Here is a 23,770-nt window from a genome sequence, read left to right on the forward strand (position 1 = left end):
GCGGCGGGCGCCGCACCCGTCACGCCCGCACTCCCGCCCGGAACTTCGGCACCCGCAGGCTGACCTTGGTGCCCGCGCCCGGCGCCGTCTCCACGACCAGGCCGTAGTCGTTGCCGAACGCCGCCCGCAGCCGGTCGTCGACGTTGGCCAGCCCGACATGCGCCGACTCGCCCGCACCGGCCGGACCGTCGGCGACCGCGTCCAGCGCGCCCGAGCGCAGCAGCTCCGGGTCCATGCCCGCGCCGTCGTCCTCCACGCTGATCAGGCAGTCGGTGCCCGCGTCGCTCGCCTCGATGGTGATCACACCGCCGCCGGGACGCCCGGCGATGCCGTGCCGCACCGCGTTCTCCACCAGCGGTTGCAGCGCCAGGAACGGCAGCACCACGCCGAGCACCTCGGGTGCGATGCGCAGCCGCACCTGCAGGGCGTCGCCGAAACGGGCCCGTTCCAGCGCCAGATAGCGCTCGATGTTGCGCAATTCGTCCGAGAGCACGGTGTATTCGCCGGCGGCGCGGAAGGAGTAGCGGGTGAAATCGGCGAACTCCAGGATCAGTTCCCTGGCCCGGCCGGGATCGGTGCGCACGAAGGAGGCGATGGTGTTGAGCGCGTTGTAGATGAAGTGGGGGCTGATCTGCGCGCGCAGGGCCCGCACCTCGGCCCGGTCCAGCCGGGCGCGGGAGGCGTCGAGCTCGGCCAGCTCCAGCTGCCCGCAGGCATAGCGCGCCACCTCCGCCAGCGCGCCCAGCATGCCTGGTCCCGGCCTGCCGCCGGTCACCACGCCCAGCGCGCCGACCACGCCGTTGTTCTCGATGATCAACGGTTGCGCGACGAGCGTGCGCGCGCCGTGCTCCGCCGGGCTGGGATTGCTCACCAGCACCGGCCGCTGCTCGGCGATCGCCCGCCGGGCCACCTCGGTGAACTCACCGGCGAGGTCGCCGTGCGTGCCGTCCCAGGCCAGCACCGCACCCTCGGCGTCGGCGACGCCGAGGGCCGACGCGCCGGTGAGCGCGCGCAGGTGCGGTGCGGCCTCCTGCGCGGAGTCCTCGGTGAGGCCGCGGCGCAGCGGCACCGCCGCCAGCGAGGCGGTGTGCAGCGCCGAATGCACCGCCCGCTCGGCGGGGGTGGTGACCACCCGGCGGGTGCGCAGCCACACCAGCAGCGCCGCGGCCAGTGCCGCGAGCACGGCCACGGCCACCGCGCCGGCCGTCATCGCGTGCTCCCGCGTCGCCCGATCATGGTCCGATTATCACCACCGCCCGGCGACCGGGCCCGGCGGCGAGCGGCCCGCGGGCTCAGCCCTGGTACTGCGGGACGTCGAACTGGATCTCGCCCGAGGCGCCGACCGAGGGCGCGTTCACGCTCACCCACCCGGTGAACGACCCCACGCCCGGCCCGAAGATCGCTCCCGGCCCGCTGTTGCTCCAGTGGCCGGGCCCGTGCGCGGTGACCGCGAACTCGCCGGTCTGCCCGGTCTGCACATTGCGCCAGTGCAGGGTGACGGTCAGCTCGCACGAACCGACCCCGAGCATGGTGGTGTTCACCGTGAAGGCGGCCTGGTTGGGGTAGGCGTTGCCGTTGACGGAACTGGCGACCATCGCCACGCAGGGCCCCTGGGTGAGCGAGTACAGCGGTGCGAACGCACCACCGGGCCCGGCGTGGGCGGCGGGTGCGGTGGCGACGAGCAGGGCGGTCAGCGCCGAACCGGCGACGGCGGCGGTGCGGACGGGACGGGCAGAGCTCATCGATGACCTCACTGGATGACCTCCTGGGGGGAGTCGGGACGATCATGACGGTCGTGCTGCGAGGTAACCGTACGCACCACCGGGCCGGGATCGGCGGTTTTCGGACGTCGACCGCCGGACTTTCGGGCAGCTCCGCCCGACGCGCCGTGATCTTTCTCGCGACGCGCCGAAGATCGCCAGGGCGGCGCGTGGCGGTGGGAAAAGCTGTCGTCGCGGCGGCATACACTCGGTGCGCCAACCCCCGTCGAGACACTTGGGAGGAAGGACCGTCTTGGCCGCCTCGTCCGGATCGTTCGTTCACCTGCACAACCACACCGAGTACTCGATGCTCGACGGCGCGGCGAAGATCTCTCCGCTGTTCACGGAGGCCAAGCGACTGGGCATGACCGCGGTCGGCATGACCGACCACGGCAACATGTACGGCGCGAGCGAGTTCTACAACTCGGCCAAGAAGCACGGGCTCAAGCCGATCATCGGCATCGAGGCCTACATCGCGCCCGGCTCCCGGTTCGACACCAAGCGCGTGCAGTGGGGCGACCCCAGCCAGAAGGGCGACGACGTCTCCGGCTCCGGCGCCTACACCCACATGACGATGGTCGCCGAGAACGCGACCGGCCTGCGCAACCTGTTCAAGCTGTCCAGCCTGGCCTCCATCGAGGGCCAGCTCGGCAAGTGGGCGCGCATGGACGCCGAGATCATCGCCCAGCACGCCGAGGGCATCATCGCCACCACCGGCTGCCCCTCGGGCGAGGTGCAGACCCGGCTGCGCCTCGGTCACGAGCGCGAGGCGCTGGAGGCGGCGGCCAAGTGGCAGGAGATCTTCGGTCCCGACAACTTCTTCCTCGAGGTGATGGACCACGGGCTGTCCATCGAGCGCCGGGTGCGCGAGGGCCTGCTCGACATCGGGCGCAAGCTCGGCATCCCGCCGCTGGCCACCAACGACTGCCATTACGTCTACGAGTCCGACGCCGCCAACCACGAGGCGCTGCTGTGTGTGCAGACCGGCAAGACGCTGTCGGACCCGACCCGCTTCAAGTTCGACGGCTCCGGCTACTACCTCAAGTCCGGCGACGAGATGCGCGCCATCTGGGACGCGGAAGTGCCCGGCGCGTGCGACAACACGCTGCTGATCGGTGAGCGCGTCCAGTCCTACGACGCGGTGTGGGAGCACCGCGACCGGATGCCGATCTTCCCGGTGCCCGAGGGCGAGACCCAGGCCAGCTGGCTGCACAAGGAGGTCATGCGCGGGCTGGAGCGGCGCTTCCCGAACGGGGTGCCCGAGGAGTACCTGCGCCGCGCCGAGTACGAGCTCGGCGTCATCTGCGAGATGGGCTTCCCCGCCTACTTCCTCGTCGTCGGCGACCTGATCAACCATGCCCGCGAGGTCGGCATCCGGGTCGGTCCCGGCCGCGGATCGGCGGCCGGTTCGCTGGTCGCCTACGCGATGGGCATCACCAACATCGACCCGATCCCGCACGGGCTGCTGTTCGAGCGCTTCCTCAACCCCGAGCGCGTCTCGATGCCCGACATCGATATCGACTTCGACGATCGCCGCCGCGGTGAGATGGTCCGCTACGCCACCGAGAAGTGGGGCAGCGACCGGGTCGCCCAGGTGATCACCTTCGGCACCATCAAGACCAAGGCCGCCATCAAGGACTCGGCCCGTGTGCAGTTCGGCCAGCCGGGCTTCGCCATCGCCGACCAGATCTCCAAGGCGCTGCCGCCGCCGATCATGGCCAAGGACATCCCGCTCTCGGGCATCATGGACCCCGAGCACGAGCGGTACAAGGAGGCCGCCGAGGTCCGCGAGCTCATCGCGAACAACCCCGACGTCGCCAAGATCTACGAGACCGCGCGCGGTCTGGAGGGCCTGATCCGCAACGCGGGCGTGCACGCCTGCGCGGTGATCATGTCCTCCGAGCCGCTGATGGACGCGATCCCGCTGTGGAAGCGCGCCCAGGACGGCGCCATCATCACCGGCTGGGACTACCCGTCGTGTGAGGCCATCGGCCTGCTCAAGATGGACTTCCTCGGCCTGCGCAACCTCACCGTCATCGGCGACGCGCTCGACAACATCAAGGCCAACCGCGGCATCGACCTCGACATGGACAACCTGCCGCTGGACGATCCCGCCACCTACGAACTGCTCTCGCGCGGTGACACCCTCGGCGTGTTCCAGCTCGACGGCAGCGCCATGCGCGATCTGCTGCGGCGCATGCAGCCCACCGGCTTCGAGGACATCGTCGCCGTGCTCGCCCTCTACCGCCCCGGTCCGATGGGCATGAACGCCCACAACGACTACGCCGACCGCAAGAACGGGCGCCAAGAGGTCAAACCGATCCACCCCGAGCTCGAGGAGCCGCTGAAGGACATCCTGGCCGACACCTACGGGTTGATCGTGTACCAGGAGCAGATCATGCAGATCGCGCAGAAGGTGGCCGGGTACTCGCTCGGCCGAGCAGACATCCTGCGCCGCGCGATGGGCAAGAAGAAGGCCGAGGTGCTCGAGGCCGAGTTCGAGGGCTTCGAGGCGGGCATGCTGGAGAACGGATTCTCCAAGCCCGCGATCAAGGCGTTGTGGGACACCATCCTCCCGTTCGCCGGCTACGCGTTCAACAAGTCGCACGCGGCGGGCTACGGCCTGGTCTCGTTCTGGACCGCCTATCTCAAGGCCAACTATCCGGCCGAGTACATGGCGGGCCTGCTCACCTCCGTCGGCGACGACAAGGACAAGGCCGCGGTCTACCTCTCGGACTGCCGCAGGCTCGGCATCACCGTGCTGCCGCCGGACGTCAACGAATCCGAGCAGAACTTCGCCTCGGTGGGCAAGGACATCCGCTTCGGCCTCGGCGCGGTGCGCAACGTCGGCGCGAACGTGGTGGCCTCGATCATCCAGGCGCGCAAGGAGAAGTCGAAGTTCACCGACTTCTCCGACTACCTGAACAAGATCGACGCCATCGCCTGTACCAAGAAGGTCACCGAATCCCTCATCAAGGCTGGCGCTTTCGATTCGCTCGGGCATCCGCGCAAGGGCCTGATGCTGATCCACTCCGACGCCATCGACGCGGTGATGGCGACGAAGAAGGCCGAGGCCATCGGCCAGTTCGACCTGTTCGGCGGCATGGACGCCGACGAGTCGGTGACCAGCGTGTTCAACGTGAAGGTGCCCGACGAGGAATGGGAGACCAAGCACAAGCTCGCCCTGGAGCGGGAGATGCTGGGCCTCTACGTCTCCGGGCATCCGCTCAACGGCGTGGAGCACGTGCTCGCCGCCCAGGCCGACACCCAGATCCCCGCCATCCTCGAAGGCGACGTCAAGGACGGCGCGCAGGTGACCATCGGCGGCATCCTCGCCTCGGTGAACCGCCGGATCAACAAGAACGGCCTGGCCTGGGCCTCGGCGCAGCTGGAGGACCTCACCGGCGGCATCGAGGTGCTGTTCTTCCCGCAGGCGTACTCGGTCTACGGCGCCGACGTGGTGGAGGACGCGGTGGTGCTGGTGAAGGCCAGGGTCTCGGTGCGTGACGACCGGATCTCGTTGATCGCCAACGATCTCGCCGTCCCGGACCTGTCCGCGATCGGCGTGGCCAAACCGCTCGCGGTCACCATCACCAGCCGCATGTGCACGCCCGACAAGATCGGCGAGCTCAAGCGGGTGCTCACCCGCCACCCCGGCACCTCCGACGTGCACGTCCGCTATGTCGGCGCACGGGACAAGACCACGATGCTCAAACTCTCCGACAGCCTGCGGGTGTCGCCCTCGTCGGCGCTGTTCGGTGATCTCAAGGCGCTGCTCGGCCCCAGCTGCTTGACCAGCTGAGCCCGTCCCCGGGTGCGGCCTCGACGAGGGGCCGGTACGTGCGCCGCGCATGCCGAACGGTTCGGCATGCGCGGCGGTCGCGTCATCCGACCGGTTCCGGCAGCGGGTCGGCGGTCGGGGCGGCCGGGCGAACGGCTTTGCGCTCCAACACATCCGCCCACCCGACGGTCACGATCATGGCCACCCCCAGCGCGGCGCCGAGCCACGCCACCGCCGGGTACCCCAGTCCCGCCCCGAGCGCGAGCCCGCCGATCCACGGTCCGACGGTGATGCCGACGTTGAAGGCCGAGAAGTTCGTGGCCGCGGCCAGGGTCGGCGCCGACGCGGCCACGCCGAACACCCGGGTGTTCAGTGCCGGGTTGGTGGCGAAGCCGAACGCGCCGAGCAGGAACGCCAGCGCGACGACGACCGCGGCGTGGTCGAGCGCGAGCGCCAGCGCCGCCGCGGTGGCGGTCATGCCCGCACCGCCCACGTACAGGGTGGCGAAGGGGTGGGCATCGGCGGTGCGGCCGCCGAGGGTGATCCCGAGCAGCCCGCCCACGCCGTAGAGCGCGAGCACCGCGGGCACCCAGTTCGCCGGCAGGCCGGTGTGATCGGTCAGCGCCGCGCCGAGGTAGCCGAACACGGCGAACACCGATCCGGTGGACAGCGCGGTCGAGCCGTAGGCCAGCCACAGCCGCGGCTGCGCCATCGCCCGCAGCTCCCGGCGCAGCCGCGGTTCGGCGGCGGGCCGCGCCGACGGCACCACCGCGAGGACGCCGATCGCGGCCGCGGCCGAGAGGGCGGCCACCGCCCAGAACGCCGCCCGCCAGCCGAGCTGCTGGCCGATCACGGTGCCGGCGGGCAGCCCGACGATGGTGGCGACGGTGAGCCCGCCCGCCACGATGCTCATGGCCCGCCCGCGCGCGGCGGCGGGCACCAGGTCCACGACGGTGGCGGCCGAGAGCGCCCAGAAGCCCGCGTAGACGAACGCGGCCACCACGCGGGTGCCGAACAGCACCGCGTAGTCGGCGGTGAGCGCGCCGACGACGTGGGCGGCCACGAAGATCGCGAGGAAGGCGAGCAGGGTGTCGCGGCGCGGCAGCCGCAGTGTGGCGACCGCGAGCACCGGTGCGCCCACGAGCATGCCGAGCGCGAACGCCGAGATGAGCAGGCCCGCCCGCGGAATGCTGATGGCGAGATCGGCGGACACCTCGGTGAGCAGCCCGGCGAGCAGGAGTTCGGAGGTGCCCTGGGCGAAGATGGCCAGGCCGAGGACGTAGACGGCGGGTGGCATGTGACTCCTCGTTTTGGGTTGATCAGTACAAAACTCTGGCAGGGGTGTACCCCCGCCGTTTGGTCCGGTCGGTGCGAGGTCAGAGGCAGCGCAGCGCGGTGTCGGCGATGGCGGCGAGTGTCGCCCGATCGGCGCCGCCCCGGGCGGCGACGCGCAGTCCGCCGATGGTGGCGACGACGAAATGGGCCAGGGCGCGCGCATCGCGCCCGGCCTCGATCTCACCGTCGCGCTGCGCCCGCTCGATGGTGGCGACGAGGGCGTCGAGCCGCCTGGTCTCGTCCGCCCGCAGGGTGGCGGCGATCTCGGCATCCCGCGGGGCGAGTTCGACGAGCGAGTTCACCACCAGGCAGCCCGCGGGATCGTCCGCGGGCGGGTCGGCGGCGCGGCGCACCAGGGTGTGCAGCTTCTCCCTGGCCGGGCCCGGTTCCGCCAGCAGTGCGAACAGATCGGCGTTCTTGACCGCCATGTAGCGGCGCAGCGCCCGGTCGAACAGCTCGCGCTTGCTGACGAAGGTGTTGTAGATGCTGCTGCGGCCCAATCCCGTTGCCGCGCAGAGATCCTGGGTGGAGGTGGCTTCGTAGCCCGCGGTCCAGAACGCGCGCATCGCCGCGTCGACCGCGCGGTCCTCGTCGAACTGTCTCGGTCGCGCCATGGGCACGAGGATACCATGTTTTGAACTGTTCGATCCAATACGCGGTGATCGAATACCGGGTGATCGAATGCGGGGTGATCCAATGCGGCGTCGTAGGCGACTGTTAAGCGCGCGCCAAGCCCGCCCACGCATGCTTGCCGCGTTCGACACACCTTTCCCACTCATGGAGTTCGACGATGACCACGCTCCCGCGCCCCCTCCGCACCGCCTTCACCGCTGTCGCCGCCGCCGCGCTCATCGGCCTCGCCGGGGCCGGCGCCGCGCACGCGGGCGTCTACACCCAGCTGCACTTCCCGCCCGGCACCAGCAGCACCGGCGTGGGCGGCGCGATCGTGCGCGGCGAGGTGGACACCTACATCATCGAGGCCAGGGCCGGGCAGCTGTTCAGCGCCGCCGTCGGTTCCGTCGAGGACAACGCCACCTACAGCCTGATCGCCCCGGACGGCACCTTCCTGGTCCTGGACGCGCTCTACGACGAGGTCGTGCTGCCCGAGGACGGCAACTACGTGCTCGACATCGCGCCCACCCGTGGCAACACCGAGTACTGGCTGCAAGTCTCGATCGTCTGATCGGGACGGGTCCGGCGATGCCGCCGCTCGCGGTCAGGGAGCGGCGGCGACGCCGAGGGTGAGCGCGGTGAGGAATTTCGGTCCCTCGCCGTAACAGGTCTCCAACTCCTGGATCCGCAGGCCGCTGTCGCGCACCAGGGCGGCGATGTCGCGGTCCAGGTGGCAGCCCCCCGCGATGGTCTTCTGCACCGGATTCAGCCGGTGCTGCCAGACCCGCACCGCCGGATCGGGTGCCAGCCCGTGCTCCACGAAATGCAGCGTGCCGCCGGGCACCAGCACCCGCCGCAGCTCGGCCAGCGCACCGGCGACATCGGGGATCGTGCACATCGTCCAGGTGGACAGCGCCGAGTCGAAGCTGTTGTCCGGGAACGGCAGCGCGCTGCCGTCCAAACCCGCCCGTTCGATCGGCACGCGGGCCCGCGCCACCCGCGGCGCCGCCAACCGCCAGCCCAGATCCGCCGGTTCCACCGCCGTCACCGAGGCCACGGTGTCCGGGTAGAACGGCACGTTCAGACCCGATCCGAAGCCGATCTCCACCACCCGGCCCCGCAGCCCCGCGCACACCCGCGCCCGGTACGGCTCGTTGACCCGCATTCCGCAGGCGCAATTCACCATTCGCGGCACCACGTGGTCTCCGTACCAGCCCATGGGCCCACTCTGGCAGGTCGCCGCGACGCCCGCCAGCCCCCGACGCACGGGATCGTCGCCGCGGATGAAGCGGCCGCCCGCGCGTGGGATGCTGGCGCGGTGACTGTGTTCGAGGTGTGGGCGCCGCTGCCGAGAACGGTGCGGGTGGAGGTCGACGGGGTCGGGCACGCGATGACGCGGTCGCCGGACGGGTGGTGGCGGGCCGAGGTGGCGGCGGGGGAGGGCGCCCGCTACGGCTTTCTGCTCGACGACGATCCCACGGTGCTGCCCGACCCGCGCTCACCCCGGCAGCCCGACGGTGTGCACGGGCGCTCGGCGGTGCACGCACTGGATCCGGCCGCCTGGACCGACGCGGACTGGACGGGCCGTCCGCTGGCCGGTGCGGTGTTCTACGAGCTGCACATCGGCACCTTCACCCCGCAGGGCACCTTCGACGCGGCGATCGATCGGCTGGACCATCTGGTCGACCTCGGCGTCACCGTCGTGGAGATCATGCCCGTGAACGCCTTCGACGGCACCCACAACTGGGGCTACGACGGGGTGCTCTGGTACGCGGTGCACGAGGGCTACGGCGGGCCGGACGGCCTGCAGCGGTTCGTGAACGCCTGCCACGCCCGCGGCCTGGCGGTGTGCCTGGACGTGGTCTACAACCATCTCGGTCCGTCGGGCAACTACCTGCCCCGCTTCGGCCCGTACCTCGCCTCCGGCCGCAACACCTGGGGGCAGAGCCTCAACCTGGACGGCGCGGGCTCGGACCACGTGCGCCGCTACATCCTCGACAACGCGCTGCGCTGGCTGCGCGACTTCCACATCGACGCGCTGCGGCTGGACGCGGTGCACGCCCTGGTCGACCGCACCGCCACCCATCTGCTGGCCGAGCTGGCCGCCGAGACCGAGCGGCTCTCGGCGCACGTGCGCAGGCCACTGTCGCTGATCGCCGAGAGCGACCTGAACGACCCGCGCCTGATCACGCCGCGCGCCGCGGGCGGCTACGGCCTGACCGGCCAGTGGAACGACGACCTGCACCACGCCGTGCACACCGCGGTCTCCGGCGAACGCCAGGGCTACTACGCGGATTTCGGCACCCTTGCCTGTCTGGCCGAAACGCTGACCAGCGGCTTCTTCCACGCCGGAACCTATTCCAGCTTCCGCGGCCGCACCCATGGCCGGCCCCTCGACCGGGACCTGATCCCGGGCTTCCGCCTGCTCGGCTACACCTGCACACACGACCAGATCGGCAACCGCGCCCTCGGCGACCGGCCCGGCGCGTACCTCACCGACGGCCAGCTCGCGGTCAAGGCGGCCCTGGTGCTCTGTTCGCCGTTCACGCCGATGCTGTTCATGGGCGAGGAATGGGGCGCACGCACGCCCTTCCAGTTCTTCACCTCGCACACCGACCCGCAGATCGGCGCCGCGACCGCCGCCGGACGCAAGGCCGAGTTCGCCGAGCACGGCTGGACCGCCGAGGAGGTGCCCGATCCGCAGGATCCGGCAACCTTCGAACGCTCCGGACTGGACTGGTCCGACCTCGACGACCCGGATCGGGCGCGCCTGCTGGCCTGCTATCGCGCGCTGCTGGCGCTGCGTCGCCGCCGCCCCGAACTCACCGATCCGTCGTTGCGGCACGTCGGCGTCGACTACGACGAGCAGGCCCGCTGGCTCGTGCTGCATCGCGGCAGTCTGCACCTGGTGTGCAACCTGTCCGAGGACCCGGTGACCGTGCCGGTGACCGGCCGCAGCCTGCTGTACTGGGAGCCGCCGACGCTGGGCCCCACCGCCACCACCGTCCCGGCTCACTCGTTCACCCTGCTCGAGGACCGTCCGGTGGGGGAACGGTAACAACTGGTCCACTGTCCGGAAACGGTCGTTGCCGTGACCGAACGACACGATTACCGTGGAGCGATGAGCAACGACGCTTCGGTGCACGGCAGCGCGCCCCCGGAATTCGGGCAGCTCGTGCGCGTTTTCGGCCGCACATTCGGCCGCCGCCCCGGTGCGGGCGCGGCATTGGCCATTCACGTGCACGGCGAGCCGCTGGTCGACATCTGGACCGGCGAGGCCGGCACCGAGGCGTGGACCCGCGAGCACGGGACCCTCATCTTCTCCGCGACCAAGGGGGTCGCCGCCACCGCGATGCACCGGCTCGCCGACCGCGGCCTGCTCGACTACAACGCGCCGGTGGCCGAGTACTGGCCGGAGTTCGCCGCCAACGGCAAATCCCGCATCACCGTGCGGCAGGTGATGACCCACAGCGCCGGCCTGTCGGCGCTGTCACCGCTGGTGGAGGGCTTCGCCGACGTCCTCGATCACGAGCTGATGGAGGAGCGGCTGGCCGCGGCCAAGCCGGACCGGCTGCTCGGCGTGCCCACCTATCACGCGCTCACCTACGGCTGGCTGCTCGCGGGCCTGGCGCGGCGGATCACCGGCAAGAGCATGTCCGAGCTGCTGCGCACCGAAGTGTCCGAGCCGCTGGGTATCGACGGCCCGCACCTCGGGCATCCGCCCGCCGAGGCGACCACCCGATACGCCCCACTGGCGGGCAACCAGCTCGGCTTGCTCGGCACCCCGCTCGGCAACGCGGTGATGGGCCGTGGGCATCTGCTGCCCGGCCCGCTCGGCGCGGCCGTGCGCTGCCTGTTCCTGCCCGGCGTGCACACCATCCTGGAGGGCGAGCACCCGCCGATCCTGCGCACCGAACTGGCCGCGGGCAACGGCGTCGCCACCGCCTCGGCCCTTGCCAGGGTGTACGACGTGCTGGCCTGCGGCGGCGTGGTGGACGGCAAGCGCTACCTGTCGGCGGCGACCATGCGCGAGATCGCCAAGGTGCGCACCTACCGTCTCGACCACGCGCTGTTCTACCTGCCGATGATGTGGCACCTGGGCTACCACTCGCTGCCGATGCCCGGCGCCCGGTCCGGCCTCGGCCACATCGGTCTCGGCGGGTCCTTCGGCTGGGCGGACCCGAGGCTGGGCCTGTCGGTCGGCTTCGTGCACAACCGCCTGTCGGCCAGCCAGCTCGGGCCCGACCAGCTCATCGCCGTGTGGTTGCTGCCGCTGATCCTCACCGGCCTGCGTGGCGTGCGGCGCGGTACCGCACCGCAGCTGCGCCGGGCGGCGTGACCGGCGGCGCGGCGTCGGCGGATCAGGTCAGGTAGCGGTAGGCGGGCGAGCCCGGCTCCAGCCGTTCGCATTGGATGGGCGAGGCCGCGATGCGTTCGAGCAGCGCGTCCAGCCCGTCGGCCGCGCCGAGTTCGATGCCGACCAGCGCCGCCCCGGTCTCCCGGTTGTTGCGCTTGACGTACTCGAACAGGGTGATGTCGTCGTCCGGGCCGAGTACCTCGTCCAGGAACCGGCGCAGCGCGCCCGGCTCCTGCGGGAAATCGACCAGGAAGTAGTGCTTGAGACCCTGGTGCACCAGGGAGCGCTCGATGATCTCGCCGTAGCGGGAGACGTCGTTGTTGCCGCCGGAGATCAGGCACACCACCGTCGAACCGGGTTCGACGTCGACCTCGGCCAGGGCGGCCACCGCCAGCGCGCCCGCAGGCTCGGCGATGATGCCCTCGTTCTGGTAGAGCTCGAGCATCGTCGTGCAGATGGCGCCCTCGTCGACCTGGAGCAACCGGAACGCGCCGTGTCCCTGCGGTGAGTCGACGGCGGTGAGCAGCGGCAGCGAGGCGTGCGTGACGACCCGGCCGCCGAAGCCGACCGCCGCGGCATAGGGCAGCGCGCCGACGCGGCGCACCGCCGCGCCGTCGACGAAGGGATCGATCTCGGGCAGGGTCACCGGCCCGCCCGCGATCAGCGCCGCCGTCATGGAGGCCGCCCCGGCGGGCTCGGCCGCCAGGATGCCGGTGGCGGGGGAGCGGTCGCGCAGGTAGGTGCCGATACCGGCCAGGCAGCCGCCGCCGCCCACCGGCACCACGACCAAATCGGGCGCCGCGCCGAGCTGTTCGAGGACCTCCACCGCGATGGTGCCCTGACCGGCGGCGGTGCGCGGGTCGTCGAAGGGAGCGACCATCGTCGCGCCGGTGCGTTCCACGTCGGCGGCCGCGGCGGCCGCGGCGGCGTCGTAGGTGTCGCCGACGGCGATCAGCTCCACGAACTCCCCGCCGTGTACCCGGATCCGGTCGCGCTTCTGCTTCGGCGTCGTGGTCGGCACGTAGATGCGTCCCTGGATGCCCATCGCCTGGCAGGCGAACGCCACGCCCTGGGCGTGATTGCCGGCACTGGCCGCGACCACGCCCGCCGCGCGCTCGCGCTCGTCGAGCTGCACGATCAGGTTGTAGGCCCCGCGCAGCTTGTAGGAGCGCACGGCGGTGAGGTCCTCGCGCTTGAGGTAGACGCGGGCGCCGGTGGCGGCGGACAGGCGGGGGCTGAGCTGGAGGGGGGTGGGCTCGATGATGTCGGAAATTCGCTTGGCCGCGGCGTCGATCTCGTCGGCGTTGAGCGCGCGACGAGACGGGGACAGGTCATCGATCAGTTCCAGCGGATTGGCCACCTCGTCAATGCTGCCACCCGCCGCGCCGGTCGGCTGCGGCGGGTGGCAGGGCAACGGCCGTGGTCAGCGGGGCGTGAGGACGAAAACGGGGATCTCGCGGGTGGTCTTGGTCTGGTACTCGGCGTAGTCGGGCCAGACCTCGACGGCCCGCTCCCACCACACCCGCTTCTCCTCGCCGGTCACCTCGCGGGCGGTGTAGTCACCGACTTCGGTGCCGTCGCGCAGTTCGACGTGCGGTTCGGCCTTGATGTTGTGGTACCAGACCGGGTGCTTGGGGGCGCCGCCGAGCGAGGCGACCACCGCGTACTCGCCGTTGTGCTCGACACGCATGAGCGGCGTCTTGCGCAGCTTGCCGGTCTTGGCGCCCTTGGTGGTGAGCACGACGACCGGCTTGCCCTGCAGGGTCGTGCCTTCGGTACCGCCGGAATTCTCGTAGGTTTCCACCTGCTTGCGGGCCCAGTCGGACGGGCTGGGTTCGTATTCTCCGGTGAGTGGCATACGAGCACCAACGATCCGCGACCCCGACGTGTTCCCCGCCACATGAGTTCGGTGGCCCGAACATTGTTCCGCGCGTATCCTGAACACATGGCTACGGTTCACCATCCCACCGTCGACCTCGCGGGCTCCGCGTGGCCGGTGTACAAGCTCGAGGCGCTGGCCGCCGCGCTGGTGACCGCACTGCTGCTCGGCGTGCTCACCGGCTCGGCCCAGGTGGCGGTGCTGGCCGCCGCCGTCGCGGCAGCGGTACGGGTGGCCTTCGCCTCGACCGCGGCCCGTCGGCTCACCGATCGCCGACCGGTGCGCCATCCCTCACTCCAGGGGTAGCTCCGCCAGTTCCGCGCGCGACACCACACCCAGCTTGGGATACGCCTTGTACAGGTGATGCCCGACGGTGCGCGGGCTGAGGAACAGCTGCGCGGCGATGTCGCGATTGGACAGGCCCTGCGCCGCGAGCCGCACGATCTGTAGTTCCTGCGGGGTCAGGGTGGCCAGCGGCCCGCCGGCCGGCCGCGGCGTCGTGGCCGCGCCGAGCGCGCGGAGTTCGACTTCGGCCCGATCGGCCCACGGACGCGCGCCCAGCCGCTCGAAGATCTCGTGCGCGACCCGCAGCTGGGCGCGCGCGTCGCTCTTGCGCCGCCCGCGCCGCAACCATTCCCCGTACACCAATCGGGTACGGGCCTCCTCGAACGGACGCGGCCGCGCGGCCAGCGCGGCGGTGAAGCCGTCCTCGGCCGCCGCGCCCTCGGCGAGCAGCGCACCAGCGCGGGCGGCCAGGGACCGTACCCACGGCTGTCCGCAACTGTCGGCCCATGCGGCGAGCCGGTCCTGCGCCCGCGCGGCCAGGTCGTGGTCGCCCAGCCGGACCGCGGCCTCGACGAGATCCGGGAGCGAGCGCAGCCCGACGACCTGGTGCCTCGCCGGTTCCTCGGTGAGCGCGGTGAACCGGCCGACCGCCTCCTCCACCTGACCGAGCCCGAGCGCCAGCAGGCCGAGCGCCGCCTGGCACCAGGTGGCGCCGGGCGCCTGCGCGCCGCCGAGTTCCTCGGCCAGCGCGCGGTCCACGGCCGCCCGGCAGTCCTCGGCCGCGCCGCCCAGCGCGGCCAGGTAGGCCAGGAAGGCGTCGAGCTGGCTCACCCAGTGCCCCTGCCCGATGTCGGCGGCGATGCGGGCGCCCTCGCTCGCGATCACCAGGCCCTCCCGGGGACGGCCGAGAAAGGTCTCGGCTTCGGCCCGGAAGAACAGCAGCGGCGGCAGCAACCCGATGCGGCCCCGCTCGCGGCACCGGGCGACGAGGTCGGCCGCCAGCTCGCCGACCTGCTCGTCCTGCCCGACCACGAGCCCCGTGCCGCACAGCTGGACCAGCTCGCGCGGGGTCGCCGCGGTGTCGATCCCGGCGGCCTCGGCGACGTCCCGCAGCTCCGCGCCCGCCCGGGCATGCAGGCCGCCGAGCAGATAGGCCACGATCGGTGCGCTGGGATCGTCGGCGGGCAGCCGCAGCGCCGCCAGCCGGTCGGAGACCTGCGCCAGTTCGGTGTCCCCGAGGTACCAGGCCGCGTGCACGGCCTGGGTGAGGATGCGCGCGGCGGCGCGGGGATGCCCGGCGGCGACGCTGTCCGCGGCGGCCAGCAGCCGGTGGTGGGCGGCGAGGTGCTTACCGGTCCCGAACTCTGCGGTGCCGCGCACCAACTCCAGGCGGGCGCTCAGCAGCGGGTCGGTGGTCTGCGCGGCCGCACGGGCCGCGAGATCGCCGGAGCGGTCGAAAAGCCCTGCCTCGGCCGCGGTTTCGGCCGCGAGGACCAGCCTGCGCACCCGCGCGGCCGGGTCCTGGCTGAGTGCGGCCGCCCGTTCGTAGGCGGCGACCGAACCGTGGTGGCCGCTGCGCCTGCGCGCCCGCTCGGCGGTCTCCTCCAGCGCCGCGGCGGCCTCCTCGTCGGGGCCGGTGGCCGCGCCGGCCAGCTGCCAGGCCCGCAGGTCGGCCTGCTCCGGGCCGGTCAGCGTGTCGGCCAGGGCACGGTGCGCGGCGAGCCGGGCACTCAGCGGCGCGCCGTTGTAGATCGCCGAGCGCAGCAGCGGATGCCGCAGTCGCAGTTCCGCGCCGTCGGTGCCCAGCAGTCCGAGTTCCTCGGCGGGGCGCAGATCGCCGGCGTGCGCACCGAGGCGTTCGGCGGCGGCCAGCACCGGCCCGAGGGCGGTGGTGCCCGCGGCCGCCGCGACCAACAGCAGTGTCCTGGTGTCCGCGGGCAGCCTGCTGACCTGCCCGTGGAAGGCGACGTGCAGGCGCTGGGTCAACGGCAGCGGACTCGGCCCGTCGTGCACCGCCTCGGTGGCCAGCACCGCGGGTAGTTCGCGCAGTGCCAGGGGATTGCCCGCCGACTCGGCCAGCAGCCGCATCCGCGCGTCCGGGGCGAGCCCGGCCACCTGGTCGTCCACCAGCGCCGCGGCCGCCTCCGGCCGCAGCGGCGGTACCACCAGCTCGGGCAGGCCGGGTGCGGGGAAGTCGTCCGGGCCGGAGCGGGTGGCGAAGACGATCGCCACCCCTTCGGCGTCGAGCCGCCGCGCCGCGAACAGCAGCGTCTCGGCGGTCGCGCGGTCGAGCCAGTGCGCGTCGTCGATCAGGCACAGCAGCGGCTGCTCGGCCGCCTCCTCGGCCAGCAGCGAGAGCACCGCCAGCCCGATGAGCATCCGGTCGCCCGGCACGGCGTCACCGAGACCGAACGCACCGCGCAGCGCCGCCCGTTGCCGCTCGGGCAGCCCGTCGACCAGTGCCATGCCCGGCCGCACCAGCAGGTGCAGGCCCGCGAACGGCAGCTCGGCCTCCGATTCCACGCCCGCGCTGCGCACCGTCGGAAGTCCTTGCGCCGCTGCGTAATCCAGCAACGCGGTCTTGCCGATACCCGGCTCGCCCCGCAGGACCAGTGCGCCGCTGCGCCCGGCCCGCGCGTCGGCGAGCAGCCGATCGATGCGGGCCTGCTCGGCCTGACGTCCGTACAGCATTCGTTCACCGTAGCCGGTACCGCCTGACCGATACCGGCCTCCGGGTCGACCCGTACCGGGTCGAAAGTACTTATGCGCGACTGATTCGGCGACCCACGCCCCGGCCATACCGTTCTTCCCATCACCACCGCACCGAAGGAGAACATCATGAACGAGCTGGTCGCGCAGTACCTGGAGATCTGGAACACCACCGACGCGGCGGCCCGCCGGGCGGCCATCGCGCGGGTCTTCACCGACGAGCCCCGCTACGTCGACCCGCTGATGGCCGTCACCGGCCGCGACGCCCTCGACGCCGGCATCGCCGCGGTGCAGGCCCAGTTCCCCGACCTGGTGTTCCGCCTGGCCGGACCGGTCGACGGCCATCACGACCAGGTGCGCTTCACCTGGGAGCTGGGCCCGGCCGACGGTCCCGCGCTGGTCGTCGGTTTCGACGTCGCGGTGCTCGAGCAGGGCCGCATCGCCGACGTCTACGGCTTCCTCGACAAGGTTCCCGCCGCCGCCTGACCGCCCATTCCCCCGAAGGAGACGATTCGCCATGACCGCACTCACCCCCACCGGACGGTTCTCGGCACTGCTCGCCCCCGGCGACCGCCTGCTGCGGCTGTCCCTGCGCACCGACGCCCTGGTCACCGGCGTCAACGGACTCGCCTACCTGGCCCTGTCGGGGCCCCTCGAGTCGCTGCTCGGCCTGGACCGCACCGTCGCCCTCGGCATCGGCGCGTTCCTGACCGTCTACGCGATCGGTGTCGCGCTGGTCGGGCTACCGGCCCGGATCAGCCAGGCCGCCGCGGGCGTCGTCGTCGCGGTCAACCTCGCGTGGGTCCTCGCCAGCCTCGCCGCGGCGATCACCGGGGTTCTCGACCTCACCGCGATCGGCACCGTGTGGGCGGTGCTGCAGGCCGTGACCGTCGGCGGCTTCGCCGCCCTGCAGTACCTGGGCCTGCGCAAGGCGCGCTGATCGTCGCGCCGCCCCCGGCGACCCGGCTCGCACCCTCGGTGCCCGCCGGGTCGCCGGCGTGCGTACCGGCCGCGCCCGGCCGCCGCCGCGTTCGGGGCCGAGGGGGTTCACGCAGGTAGGAGCCGGTCGGCGGCGCGCATCCGGCGGCGGCGCGGCACGCCGGAACGAGTAGTCCGATACGCGCGTGCCACACCCCGTCGGGCGGGAGACTACAACCATGAAACGCCTGGTGGTGTGCTGCGACGGCACCTGGAAGGCCGAGAACAGCAGCACCGTGTCGAACATCGTGAAAATCGCGCAGACCGTGCGCATGGAGGCTCCGGGCCCCGACGGCTCGCCCATCCGGCAGCAGGTCATCTACGTCTCCGGGCCCGGCGCCCGAGGCTTCACCGCAGACCGCCTCATCGGCGGCGCCTTCGGGCTCGGCCTGGAGGCCAACCTTTCCGCCGCCTACTGGCAGCTGGCCGTCAACTGGGAACCCGGCGACGAGATCTTCGTCTTCGGCTTCAGCCGCGGCGCCTACACCGCCCGCAGCCTGGTCGGCCTGATCGACCGCATCGGGATCATGCGCCCGGATTCGATGATCGGCGGCCACTACCCGACGGCACTGGCGATGTACCGCAGGCTCGGCGGCTCGCGGTTGTCGAACTGGGGCCCGCCCCCGACCGAGGACGACTGGGCGGCCTTCCGCGCCGAGCACAGTCGCATGGTCCCGGTGGACTTCCTCGGTGTCTTCGACACCGTCGGGGCGCTCGGCGTTCCGGGGATCACGTCGTGGCGGCACAGCTTCCACAACGTCAACCTCTCCGAGCGGGTGCTGTGCGCGCGGCAGGCGCTGGCCGTCGACGAACGCCGGCGCAATTTCGAGCCCTGCCTGTGGACGGTGCCGGTGGCGCTGAACATCAAGTACCGCAGGATCAAACACCGTGCCGGGCGCGAGCGGGTCAAGCAGGTCTGGTTCCGCGGCGTGCACAGCGACATCGGCGGCGGATACGAGGAGTGCGGGCTCTCCGATGCCACGTTCCGCTGGATGGTCGCCGAGGCCGAAGCCGAGGGCCTGGCCTTCGACCGCGCGCTCGTCGAGTGCCTGGCCGGCCGCTGCGTGAACCGCCCCGAGCACGACAAGCTGCACGATTCACTCGGCCTGGGGTACCGGATCCTCAACGTGGTGCGCGCCGCGCGGTCGGTGCGGGCCCGGCACGGCAGGTTCTACTGGAACTCCTGGCGCAAACTGCACGTCGAGGGCGACCACGGCGTGCGGCTGGCCTCGACGGCGGCGGCCGACCGCGACGACCTGCCGACGAATCTGCGCCGCTGGCTCGACGAACTCGGCGGCAGCTGCCCCGAGACCTTGATCGAACCCGTGCCACCCGCCGCGGCCGGACAGCGCCCGCGGGCGGTGGCGTAGCCGCACCATCGCAGGCAGCCGGCGCCGACGCGGCAACGGAGCCGCACCGGCACCGGCAGGGGCCACATCGACGGCCGACGGTGGCCGCGCCGCTCAGCGGACCAGGAGTGCCACCGGCAGCCGGGCGAAGATCTGCTCGACCCGAGTGCGCCCCTGGAAGGTGTGCCCGGTCAGCCGGTCCGTCCACGAGCCCTGGGGCAGATCCAACGCCGTATCGCCCCAACCCGTTTCACCCAGCCCGACGCTGTGCCGGGTGACCACGACCACCACCTCCGGTGTCTCGCCGACCCGGCCGCGGGCGTAACTCACCACCCGCCCGGCCTGCTCACCGGTGGCGAACAACGGCAGATAGGCACCGCCCACGAAACACTCCGGCCGCTCGCGCCGCAGCCACAGCGCGTAGGCCACGACCCACATCTTCGCCGCCCCCGAGGTGTCCAACGCCGGTGTGCCGGTGAGCGATTGCAGCATGCCGGTGCGGGCGGGGAAATCCACCGGGCGGCGGTTGTCCGGGTCGACCAGGGAGTCCTCCCACAGCTCACAGCCCTGGTAGACGTCGGGGATGCCCGGCCCGCACAACTGCAACAGCTTCTGCGCCAGCGAATCCGACCACGCGTGCGGGGCGAGATCGTGGACGAGGTCGCCGAGTTCGGCACCGACCGGGCCGTCCACCACCGCGTCCAGCCAGCCGTGCACGGCCGCCTCGAACTCGCCGTCCGGCTCCTCCCAGGACGTGCGCAGCCCGGCCTCGCGCATCGCCTTCTCCGCGTACCGGTGCAGCCGCTCGCGCAGGCCGGGCACCGACGAGGCGGGACGGCCGTCGGCGGGCCACACGCCGAACATGTTCTGCAACAGGAACAGTGCGGTCGCCCCGTCCGGCGGCGGCGTCTTCTCCAGCCACGACTCCACCGACCGCGCCCACACGCTCGCCACCTGGGAGAGCACTCCGATGCGTGCCCGGACGTCCTCGCCGCGCTTGGTGTCGTGGGTCGACAGGGTGGTCATCGTCGCGGGCCAGCGCTGGGCCCGTTCGATGTTGGCGAGGTGGAACTCGTTGACCGAGTGCCCGAACCGGGCCGGGTTGCCGCCCACCTCCTGCAGCGAGACCAGCCGCACCGCGCGGTAGAACATGGTGTCCTCCACGGCTTTCGCGGTCATCGCCCCGCACACCTGCTCGAACCGCATGGCGGCCTCCCCGCCCACGGCCAAGGCGGCGACCAGCACGTTCAGCGGGGCGGTCAGCTCGCTGTTGCGCCGCTCCACCTCCGCGATCACCGCTCCGGTCATCCCGGCCAGCGGCGCGTAGTCGGCGCGGTAGACCGGCATGAACGCCAGCACCTCGATGGTGGCGTTGGTCAGCGCGAGGGTGTCGAACGATTCGGCGGCCGCGTCGCGCTTGATCGCGGCCACCAACCGCCGCAGCTCCGGCGCGAGAATGCTCTCGGCGACAGCGCGTTTGATGCGGTGCTCGGTCTCGCCGATCCAGGCCCGGTCGCTGCCGTGCCCGGCCACCCGGCGCGAGAGTTCGGTGAGCGCGTGCTCCCCGTCGGGATCGATGAGCACCCCGCCGACTCCGGCCAGCGCGTCGTAGCCGGTGGTGCCGTCGATCGGCAGGGTGGGGTCCAGCGGCTCCCGGTTTGCCAGGATCTTCTCCACCAGCAGCAGCCGGTGCGGGCCGATCAGCTGCCGCAGCCGGGTGAGGTACGCGGCGGGATAGGACAGCCCGTCCGGATGGTCGACGCGCACGCCGTCGATGAGGTCGTGCTCGCACCAGGCGGCCAGCTCCCGGTGGGTCAGCTCGAAGACCTCCGGATCCTCCTGTCGCAGCGCCGCCAGCGTGCTCACCGCGAAGAACCGCCGGTAGGTGCACACGCCGGCCTTCCAGCTGACCAGCCGGTAGTGCTGCTTGTCGTGGATGCGCAGCGCGTTGTCGCCGTCGGTGCCCGGCGCGATCGGGAAGCGCAGGTCGTGCAACGCCAGCATCGGTTCGGGACCGGAACGGTCCACGGTCAGCGCGGCCGGGTCGTTCTCGTTGGCCAGCACCGGCAGCGCCAGCCTGCCGCCGGCGCCGTTGCCGGGGCTCCAATCGATGTCGAAGAACCGGGCGTAGCGGGAGTCGCGGCCGTTCCGCAGCACGTCCCACCACCAGGGATTCTGCCGCGGGTCGGCGACGCCGACATGGTTGGGCACCAGGTCCACGATCAACCCCATGCCGCGGGTGCGGACCTCGTCGGCGAGCGCTTTCAGCCCGAGCGGCCCGCCCAGCGCCGCGGACACGGTGGTCGGATCGGTGACGTCGTAGCCGTGCGTCGACCCGTGCGTGGCGGTGAGGATCGGCGACAGGTACAGGTGCGAGATGCCCAGCTGCTGGAGGTATTCCGCGATGGCGCGGGCATCGGCGAAGGTCAAGGCGTCCGGGCGCAGCTGCAGCCGGTAGGTGCTGCGGACCGGCGTCTGCCGGGTCACGGCGCGGCCGCGGACGATCGGGTCGGTGTGGTGCAAGGGGTCGGGTGCGGTCATCGTCTCGGTCACTCGGGGCAGCGGAGCACGAGCAGGCAGCGGGCGGGCACGGTCACGGTGGCGGCGGCGTCGTACTGCGCCTCGGCCCGGCCGTCGGGCGCCGAGCAGTCCAGCGCCACCAGCCACGGCCCGCCGTAGCCGGGGCCGGGCAGGACGAAGTCCATGGGGTCGTGGTGGGCGTTGAAGCACAGCAGGAACGAGTCGTCGGTGATACGTTCGCCGCGCGGTCCCGGCTCGGGAATGCCCTGACCGTTGAGGTAGACCGCCAGCGACTTGCCGAAGCCGCTGTCCCAGTCGGCCGGGGTCATCTCCTCGCCGCCGGGGGTGAGCCAGGCGATGTCGCGGGCCGCCCCGGCGGAGCGGATCGGCCTGCCCGCCAGGAAGCGCCTGCGCCGGAACACCGGGTGCTCGGTGCGCAGCCCGATCACCCTACGGGTGAACTCCAGCAGGTCGGCGTTGGTCTCGGCCAGCGACCAGTCCATCCACGACAGCGGCGAGTCCTGGCAGTAGACGTTGTTGTTGCCCTGCTGGGTGCGGCCCATCTCGTCGCCGTGCGCCAGCATCGGCGTGCCCTGGCTCAGGATCAGGGTGGCCAGCAGGTTCCGGGACTGCTTGGCGCGCAACGCCAGGATCTCCGGATCGTCGGTGGGGCCTTCCACACCGCAGTTCCACGACCGGTTGTGGCTCTCGCCGTCGCGGTTGTCCTCGCCGTTGGCCTCGTTGTGTTTCTCGTTGTAGGACACCAGGTCCCGCAACGTGAAACCGTCATGGGCGGTGATGAAGTTGATGCTGGCGCTCGGCCGCCGCCCGGTCGCCTCGTACAGGTCCGAGGAGCCGGTCAACCGGGAGGCGAACTCGCCCAGCGTCGCGGGCTCGCCGCGCCAGTAGTCGCGGACGGTGTCGCGGTACTTGCCGTTCCACTCGGTCCATAGGCCGGGGAAGTTGCCGACCTGGTAACCGCCCTCGCCGACGTCCCAGGGCTCGGCGATCAGCTTCACCTGGCTCACCACCGGATCCTGCTGCACCAGGTCGAAGAACGTCGAGAGCCGGTCCACGTCGTGCAGTTCCCTGGCCAGGGTGGCGGCCAGGTCGAACCGGAAGCCGTCGACGTGCATGTCCAGGATCCAGTACCGCAGCGAATCCATGATCAGCTGCAGGGTGTGCGGGTGCCGGACGTTGAGGCTGTTGCCGGTGCCGGTGTAGTCCATGTACTTCGACGGATCGTCCTCGACCAGCCGGTAGTAGGCCGCGTTGTCGATGCCGCGGAAGGCGATGGTCGGGCCGAGGTGGTTGCCCTCGGCGGTGTGGTTGTACACCACGTCGAGGATCACCTCGATGCCCTCGGCGTGCAGCGCGCGCACCATCGCCTTGAACTCCGTGACCGCGGCCCCACCGCGCGGGCTGGCCGCGTAACCGTTGTGCGGGGCGAGGTAGCCGAAACTGTTGTAGCCCCAGTAGTTTCGCAGACCTTGATCCAGCAGCACGCGGTCGTGCAGGAACTGGTGCACCGGCATCAGCTCGATCGCGGTGATGCCCAGGCTCTTCAGATGTTCCACCACCGCGGGGTGCGCGATGCCCGCGTAGGTGCCGCGCAATTCCTCGGGCACGTCGGGATGGGTCATCGTCATGCCCTTGACGTGGGCTTCGTAGATCACCGTCTCGTGGTAGGGCCGGTTCGGCGCGCGGTCGGCGCCCCAGTCGAAGAACGGATTGATGACCACGCCGGTCATGGTGTGCCCGAGTGAATCCAGGCCGAAGGTGTAGAGCGAGGGATCGTCGTCGAAGTCGCCGTCGAAGGCCTTGCCGTAGGGATCGAGCAGTAGTTTGCTCGGATCGCAGCGCAGTCCGCGCTCGGGATCGTAGGGGCCGTGCACCCGGAATCCGTAGCGCTGGCCGGGCCCGATGGTGGGCAGATAGGCGTGCCAGACATAGCCGTCGACCTCGTCGAGCCGCACCCGCGTCTCGGCGCCGTCGCGGTCGATCAGGCACAGGTCGACCGCCTCGGCGACCTCGGAGAACAGCGAGAAGTTCGTGCCTGCCCCGTCGTAGGTCGCGCCGAGGGGATAGGCGTTCCCCGGCCATACCCCCAGGGGCGTCACGTCGCTCGGCGAGTGGTCGGGCTGAACCATGGTGACGACAGTAGCGCCGAACCGGTGGTGCGTCGGAGCGGCGGCGGTTTCGGGT

At 71.6% G+C, this 23,770-nt stretch carries 18 protein-coding genes; 8 read left to right on the plus strand and 10 right to left on the minus strand.

Annotation, left to right across the window (positions count from 1 at the left end):
* Window positions 1-19: 19 nt before the first annotated feature.
* On the minus strand, window positions 20-1,210 hold the full coding sequence (locus CRM89_RS02130; RefSeq protein ID WP_011208329.1) for a sensor histidine kinase: 1,191 nt from the start codon (window positions 1,208-1,210) through the stop codon (window positions 20-22).
* 82 nt (window positions 1,211-1,292) lie between these two features.
* Window positions 1,293-1,742: a hypothetical protein gene (locus CRM89_RS02135; RefSeq protein WP_228822211.1), complete on the minus strand. Its 450-nt coding sequence runs from the start codon at window positions 1,740-1,742 to the stop codon at window positions 1,293-1,295.
* Window positions 1,743-2,013: 271 nt separating this feature from the next.
* Between CRM89_RS02135 and dnaE the strand changes: the two genes are divergently transcribed.
* Window positions 2,014-5,562 carry a DNA polymerase III subunit alpha gene (gene dnaE / locus CRM89_RS02140; RefSeq protein WP_086838731.1) on the plus strand — a complete coding sequence of 1,183 codons (3,549 nt, stop codon included), beginning with the start codon at window positions 2,014-2,016 and terminating at the stop codon, window positions 5,560-5,562.
* Between the two features lie 82 nt (window positions 5,563-5,644).
* Here dnaE and CRM89_RS02145 read toward each other — a convergent pair whose 3' ends face one another.
* Window positions 5,645-6,838 (minus strand): Cmx/CmrA family chloramphenicol efflux MFS transporter, encoded by a 1,194-nt coding sequence (locus tag CRM89_RS02145; protein WP_098083101.1) that lies wholly within the window; start codon window positions 6,836-6,838, stop codon window positions 5,645-5,647.
* A 79-nt stretch (window positions 6,839-6,917) separates the two neighbouring features.
* Window positions 6,918-7,490, minus strand: coding sequence for a TetR/AcrR family transcriptional regulator (locus CRM89_RS02150; RefSeq protein WP_098083102.1), 573 nt, complete (start codon window positions 7,488-7,490; stop codon window positions 6,918-6,920).
* A gap of 176 nt (window positions 7,491-7,666) precedes the next feature.
* Here CRM89_RS02150 and CRM89_RS02155 point away from each other — a divergent pair, with 176 nt between their 5' ends.
* Window positions 7,667-8,059: a hypothetical protein gene (locus CRM89_RS02155; protein WP_060592499.1), complete on the plus strand. Its 393-nt coding sequence runs from the start codon at window positions 7,667-7,669 to the stop codon at window positions 8,057-8,059.
* A 33-nt stretch (window positions 8,060-8,092) separates the two neighbouring features.
* Here CRM89_RS02155 and CRM89_RS02160 read toward each other — a convergent pair whose 3' ends face one another.
* Window positions 8,093-8,707 carry a class I SAM-dependent methyltransferase gene (locus CRM89_RS02160; protein ID WP_060592497.1) on the minus strand — a complete coding sequence of 205 codons (615 nt, stop codon included), beginning with the start codon at window positions 8,705-8,707 and terminating at the stop codon, window positions 8,093-8,095.
* A gap of 99 nt (window positions 8,708-8,806) precedes the next feature.
* Here CRM89_RS02160 and treZ point away from each other — a divergent pair, with 99 nt between their 5' ends.
* A complete protein-coding gene (treZ, locus tag CRM89_RS02165) occupies window positions 8,807-10,546 on the plus strand; it encodes a malto-oligosyltrehalose trehalohydrolase (RefSeq protein ID WP_060592495.1) in 1,740 nt (579 codons plus the stop codon).
* Window positions 10,547-10,609: 63 nt separating this feature from the next.
* Window positions 10,610-11,827, plus strand: coding sequence for a serine hydrolase domain-containing protein (locus CRM89_RS02170; RefSeq protein ID WP_060592494.1), 1,218 nt, complete (start codon window positions 10,610-10,612; stop codon window positions 11,825-11,827).
* Window positions 11,828-11,849: 22 nt separating this feature from the next.
* Here the strand turns inward: CRM89_RS02170 and ilvA are convergent, their stop codons facing one another.
* Together ilvA and CRM89_RS02180 are read right to left on the minus strand one after the other, a co-directional pair.
* Entirely contained in the window at window positions 11,850-13,205 is a 1,356-nt protein-coding gene (gene ilvA, locus CRM89_RS02175) for a threonine ammonia-lyase IlvA (RefSeq protein WP_098086857.1), read from the minus strand.
* A gap of 63 nt (window positions 13,206-13,268) precedes the next feature.
* Window positions 13,269-13,703, minus strand: coding sequence for a nitroreductase family deazaflavin-dependent oxidoreductase (locus tag CRM89_RS02180; RefSeq protein WP_011208339.1), 435 nt, complete (start codon window positions 13,701-13,703; stop codon window positions 13,269-13,271).
* Between the two features lie 87 nt (window positions 13,704-13,790).
* Here CRM89_RS02180 and CRM89_RS02185 point away from each other — a divergent pair, with 87 nt between their 5' ends.
* Entirely contained in the window at window positions 13,791-14,030 is a 240-nt protein-coding gene (locus CRM89_RS02185; protein ID WP_041560019.1) for a hypothetical protein, read from the plus strand.
* On the opposite strand, the gene CRM89_RS02190 is transcribed toward CRM89_RS02185, so the two are convergent.
* Complete coding sequence (locus CRM89_RS02190; protein WP_098083103.1) at window positions 14,016-16,700, minus strand: AAA family ATPase; 2,685 nt, start codon at window positions 16,698-16,700, stop codon at window positions 14,016-14,018. The two genes, CRM89_RS02185 and CRM89_RS02190, sit on opposite strands and share 15 nt — an antisense overlap.
* 147 nt (window positions 16,701-16,847) lie before the next feature.
* Between CRM89_RS02190 and CRM89_RS02195 the strand changes: the two genes are divergently transcribed.
* The 3 genes from CRM89_RS02195 (at window position 16,848) to CRM89_RS02205 (ending at window position 19,066) form a co-directional block, all read left to right on the plus strand.
* Window positions 16,848-17,204, plus strand: a complete 357-nt coding sequence (locus CRM89_RS02195) for a nuclear transport factor 2 family protein (RefSeq protein ID WP_011208342.1) — start codon at window positions 16,848-16,850, stop codon at window positions 17,202-17,204.
* Window positions 17,205-17,235: 31 nt separating this feature from the next.
* On the plus strand, window positions 17,236-17,658 hold the full coding sequence (locus tag CRM89_RS02200; RefSeq protein WP_098083104.1) for a hypothetical protein: 423 nt from the start codon (window positions 17,236-17,238) through the stop codon (window positions 17,656-17,658).
* Window positions 17,659-17,875: 217 nt separating this feature from the next.
* Window positions 17,876-19,066 (plus strand): DUF2235 domain-containing protein, encoded by a 1,191-nt coding sequence (locus tag CRM89_RS02205; protein WP_060592486.1) that lies wholly within the window; start codon window positions 17,876-17,878, stop codon window positions 19,064-19,066.
* Between the two features lie 93 nt (window positions 19,067-19,159).
* Here CRM89_RS02205 and treY read toward each other — a convergent pair whose 3' ends face one another.
* Both treY and glgX read right to left on the minus strand, forming a co-directional pair.
* Complete coding sequence (treY, locus tag CRM89_RS02210; protein ID WP_228791466.1) at window positions 19,160-21,586, minus strand: malto-oligosyltrehalose synthase; 2,427 nt, start codon at window positions 21,584-21,586, stop codon at window positions 19,160-19,162.
* Between the two features lie 8 nt (window positions 21,587-21,594).
* Window positions 21,595-23,715: a glycogen debranching protein GlgX gene (glgX, locus tag CRM89_RS02215; RefSeq protein ID WP_011208346.1), complete on the minus strand. Its 2,121-nt coding sequence runs from the start codon at window positions 23,713-23,715 to the stop codon at window positions 21,595-21,597.
* Between the last annotated feature and the right edge of the window lie 55 nt (window positions 23,716-23,770).

Source organism: Nocardia sp. FDAARGOS_372 (assembly GCF_002554515.1).
Lineage (GTDB): Bacteria > Actinomycetota > Actinomycetes > Mycobacteriales > Mycobacteriaceae > Nocardia > Nocardia farcinica.

Coding starts and splice junctions, on each gene's coding strand:
- CRM89_RS02130 (WP_011208329.1), bottom strand. CDS start 1,210: ATGACGGCCGGCGCGGTGGCCGTGGCCGTGCTCGCGGCACTGGCCGCG.
- CRM89_RS02135 (WP_228822211.1), bottom strand. CDS start 1,742: ATGAGCTCTGCCCGTCCCGTCCGCACCGCCGCCGTCGCCGGTTCGGCG.
- CRM89_RS02145 (WP_098083101.1), bottom strand. CDS start 6,838: ATGCCACCCGCCGTCTACGTCCTCGGCCTGGCCATCTTCGCCCAGGGC.
- CRM89_RS02150 (WP_098083102.1), bottom strand. CDS start 7,490: ATGGCGCGACCGAGACAGTTCGACGAGGACCGCGCGGTCGACGCGGCG.
- CRM89_RS02155 (WP_060592499.1), top strand. CDS start 7,667: ATGACCACGCTCCCGCGCCCCCTCCGCACCGCCTTCACCGCTGTCGCC.
- CRM89_RS02160 (WP_060592497.1), bottom strand. CDS start 8,707: ATGGGCTGGTACGGAGACCACGTGGTGCCGCGAATGGTGAATTGCGCC.
- CRM89_RS02170 (WP_060592494.1), top strand. CDS start 10,610: ATGAGCAACGACGCTTCGGTGCACGGCAGCGCGCCCCCGGAATTCGGG.
- CRM89_RS02180 (WP_011208339.1), bottom strand. CDS start 13,703: ATGCCACTCACCGGAGAATACGAACCCAGCCCGTCCGACTGGGCCCGC.
- CRM89_RS02185 (WP_041560019.1), top strand. CDS start 13,791: ATGGCTACGGTTCACCATCCCACCGTCGACCTCGCGGGCTCCGCGTGG.
- CRM89_RS02190 (WP_098083103.1), bottom strand. CDS start 16,700: ATGCTGTACGGACGTCAGGCCGAGCAGGCCCGCATCGATCGGCTGCTC.
- CRM89_RS02195 (WP_011208342.1), top strand. CDS start 16,848: ATGAACGAGCTGGTCGCGCAGTACCTGGAGATCTGGAACACCACCGAC.
- CRM89_RS02200 (WP_098083104.1), top strand. CDS start 17,236: ATGACCGCACTCACCCCCACCGGACGGTTCTCGGCACTGCTCGCCCCC.
- CRM89_RS02205 (WP_060592486.1), top strand. CDS start 17,876: ATGAAACGCCTGGTGGTGTGCTGCGACGGCACCTGGAAGGCCGAGAAC.
- treY (WP_228791466.1), bottom strand. CDS start 21,586: ATGACCGCACCCGACCCCTTGCACCACACCGACCCGATCGTCCGCGGC.
- glgX (WP_011208346.1), bottom strand. CDS start 23,715: ATGGTTCAGCCCGACCACTCGCCGAGCGACGTGACGCCCCTGGGGGTA.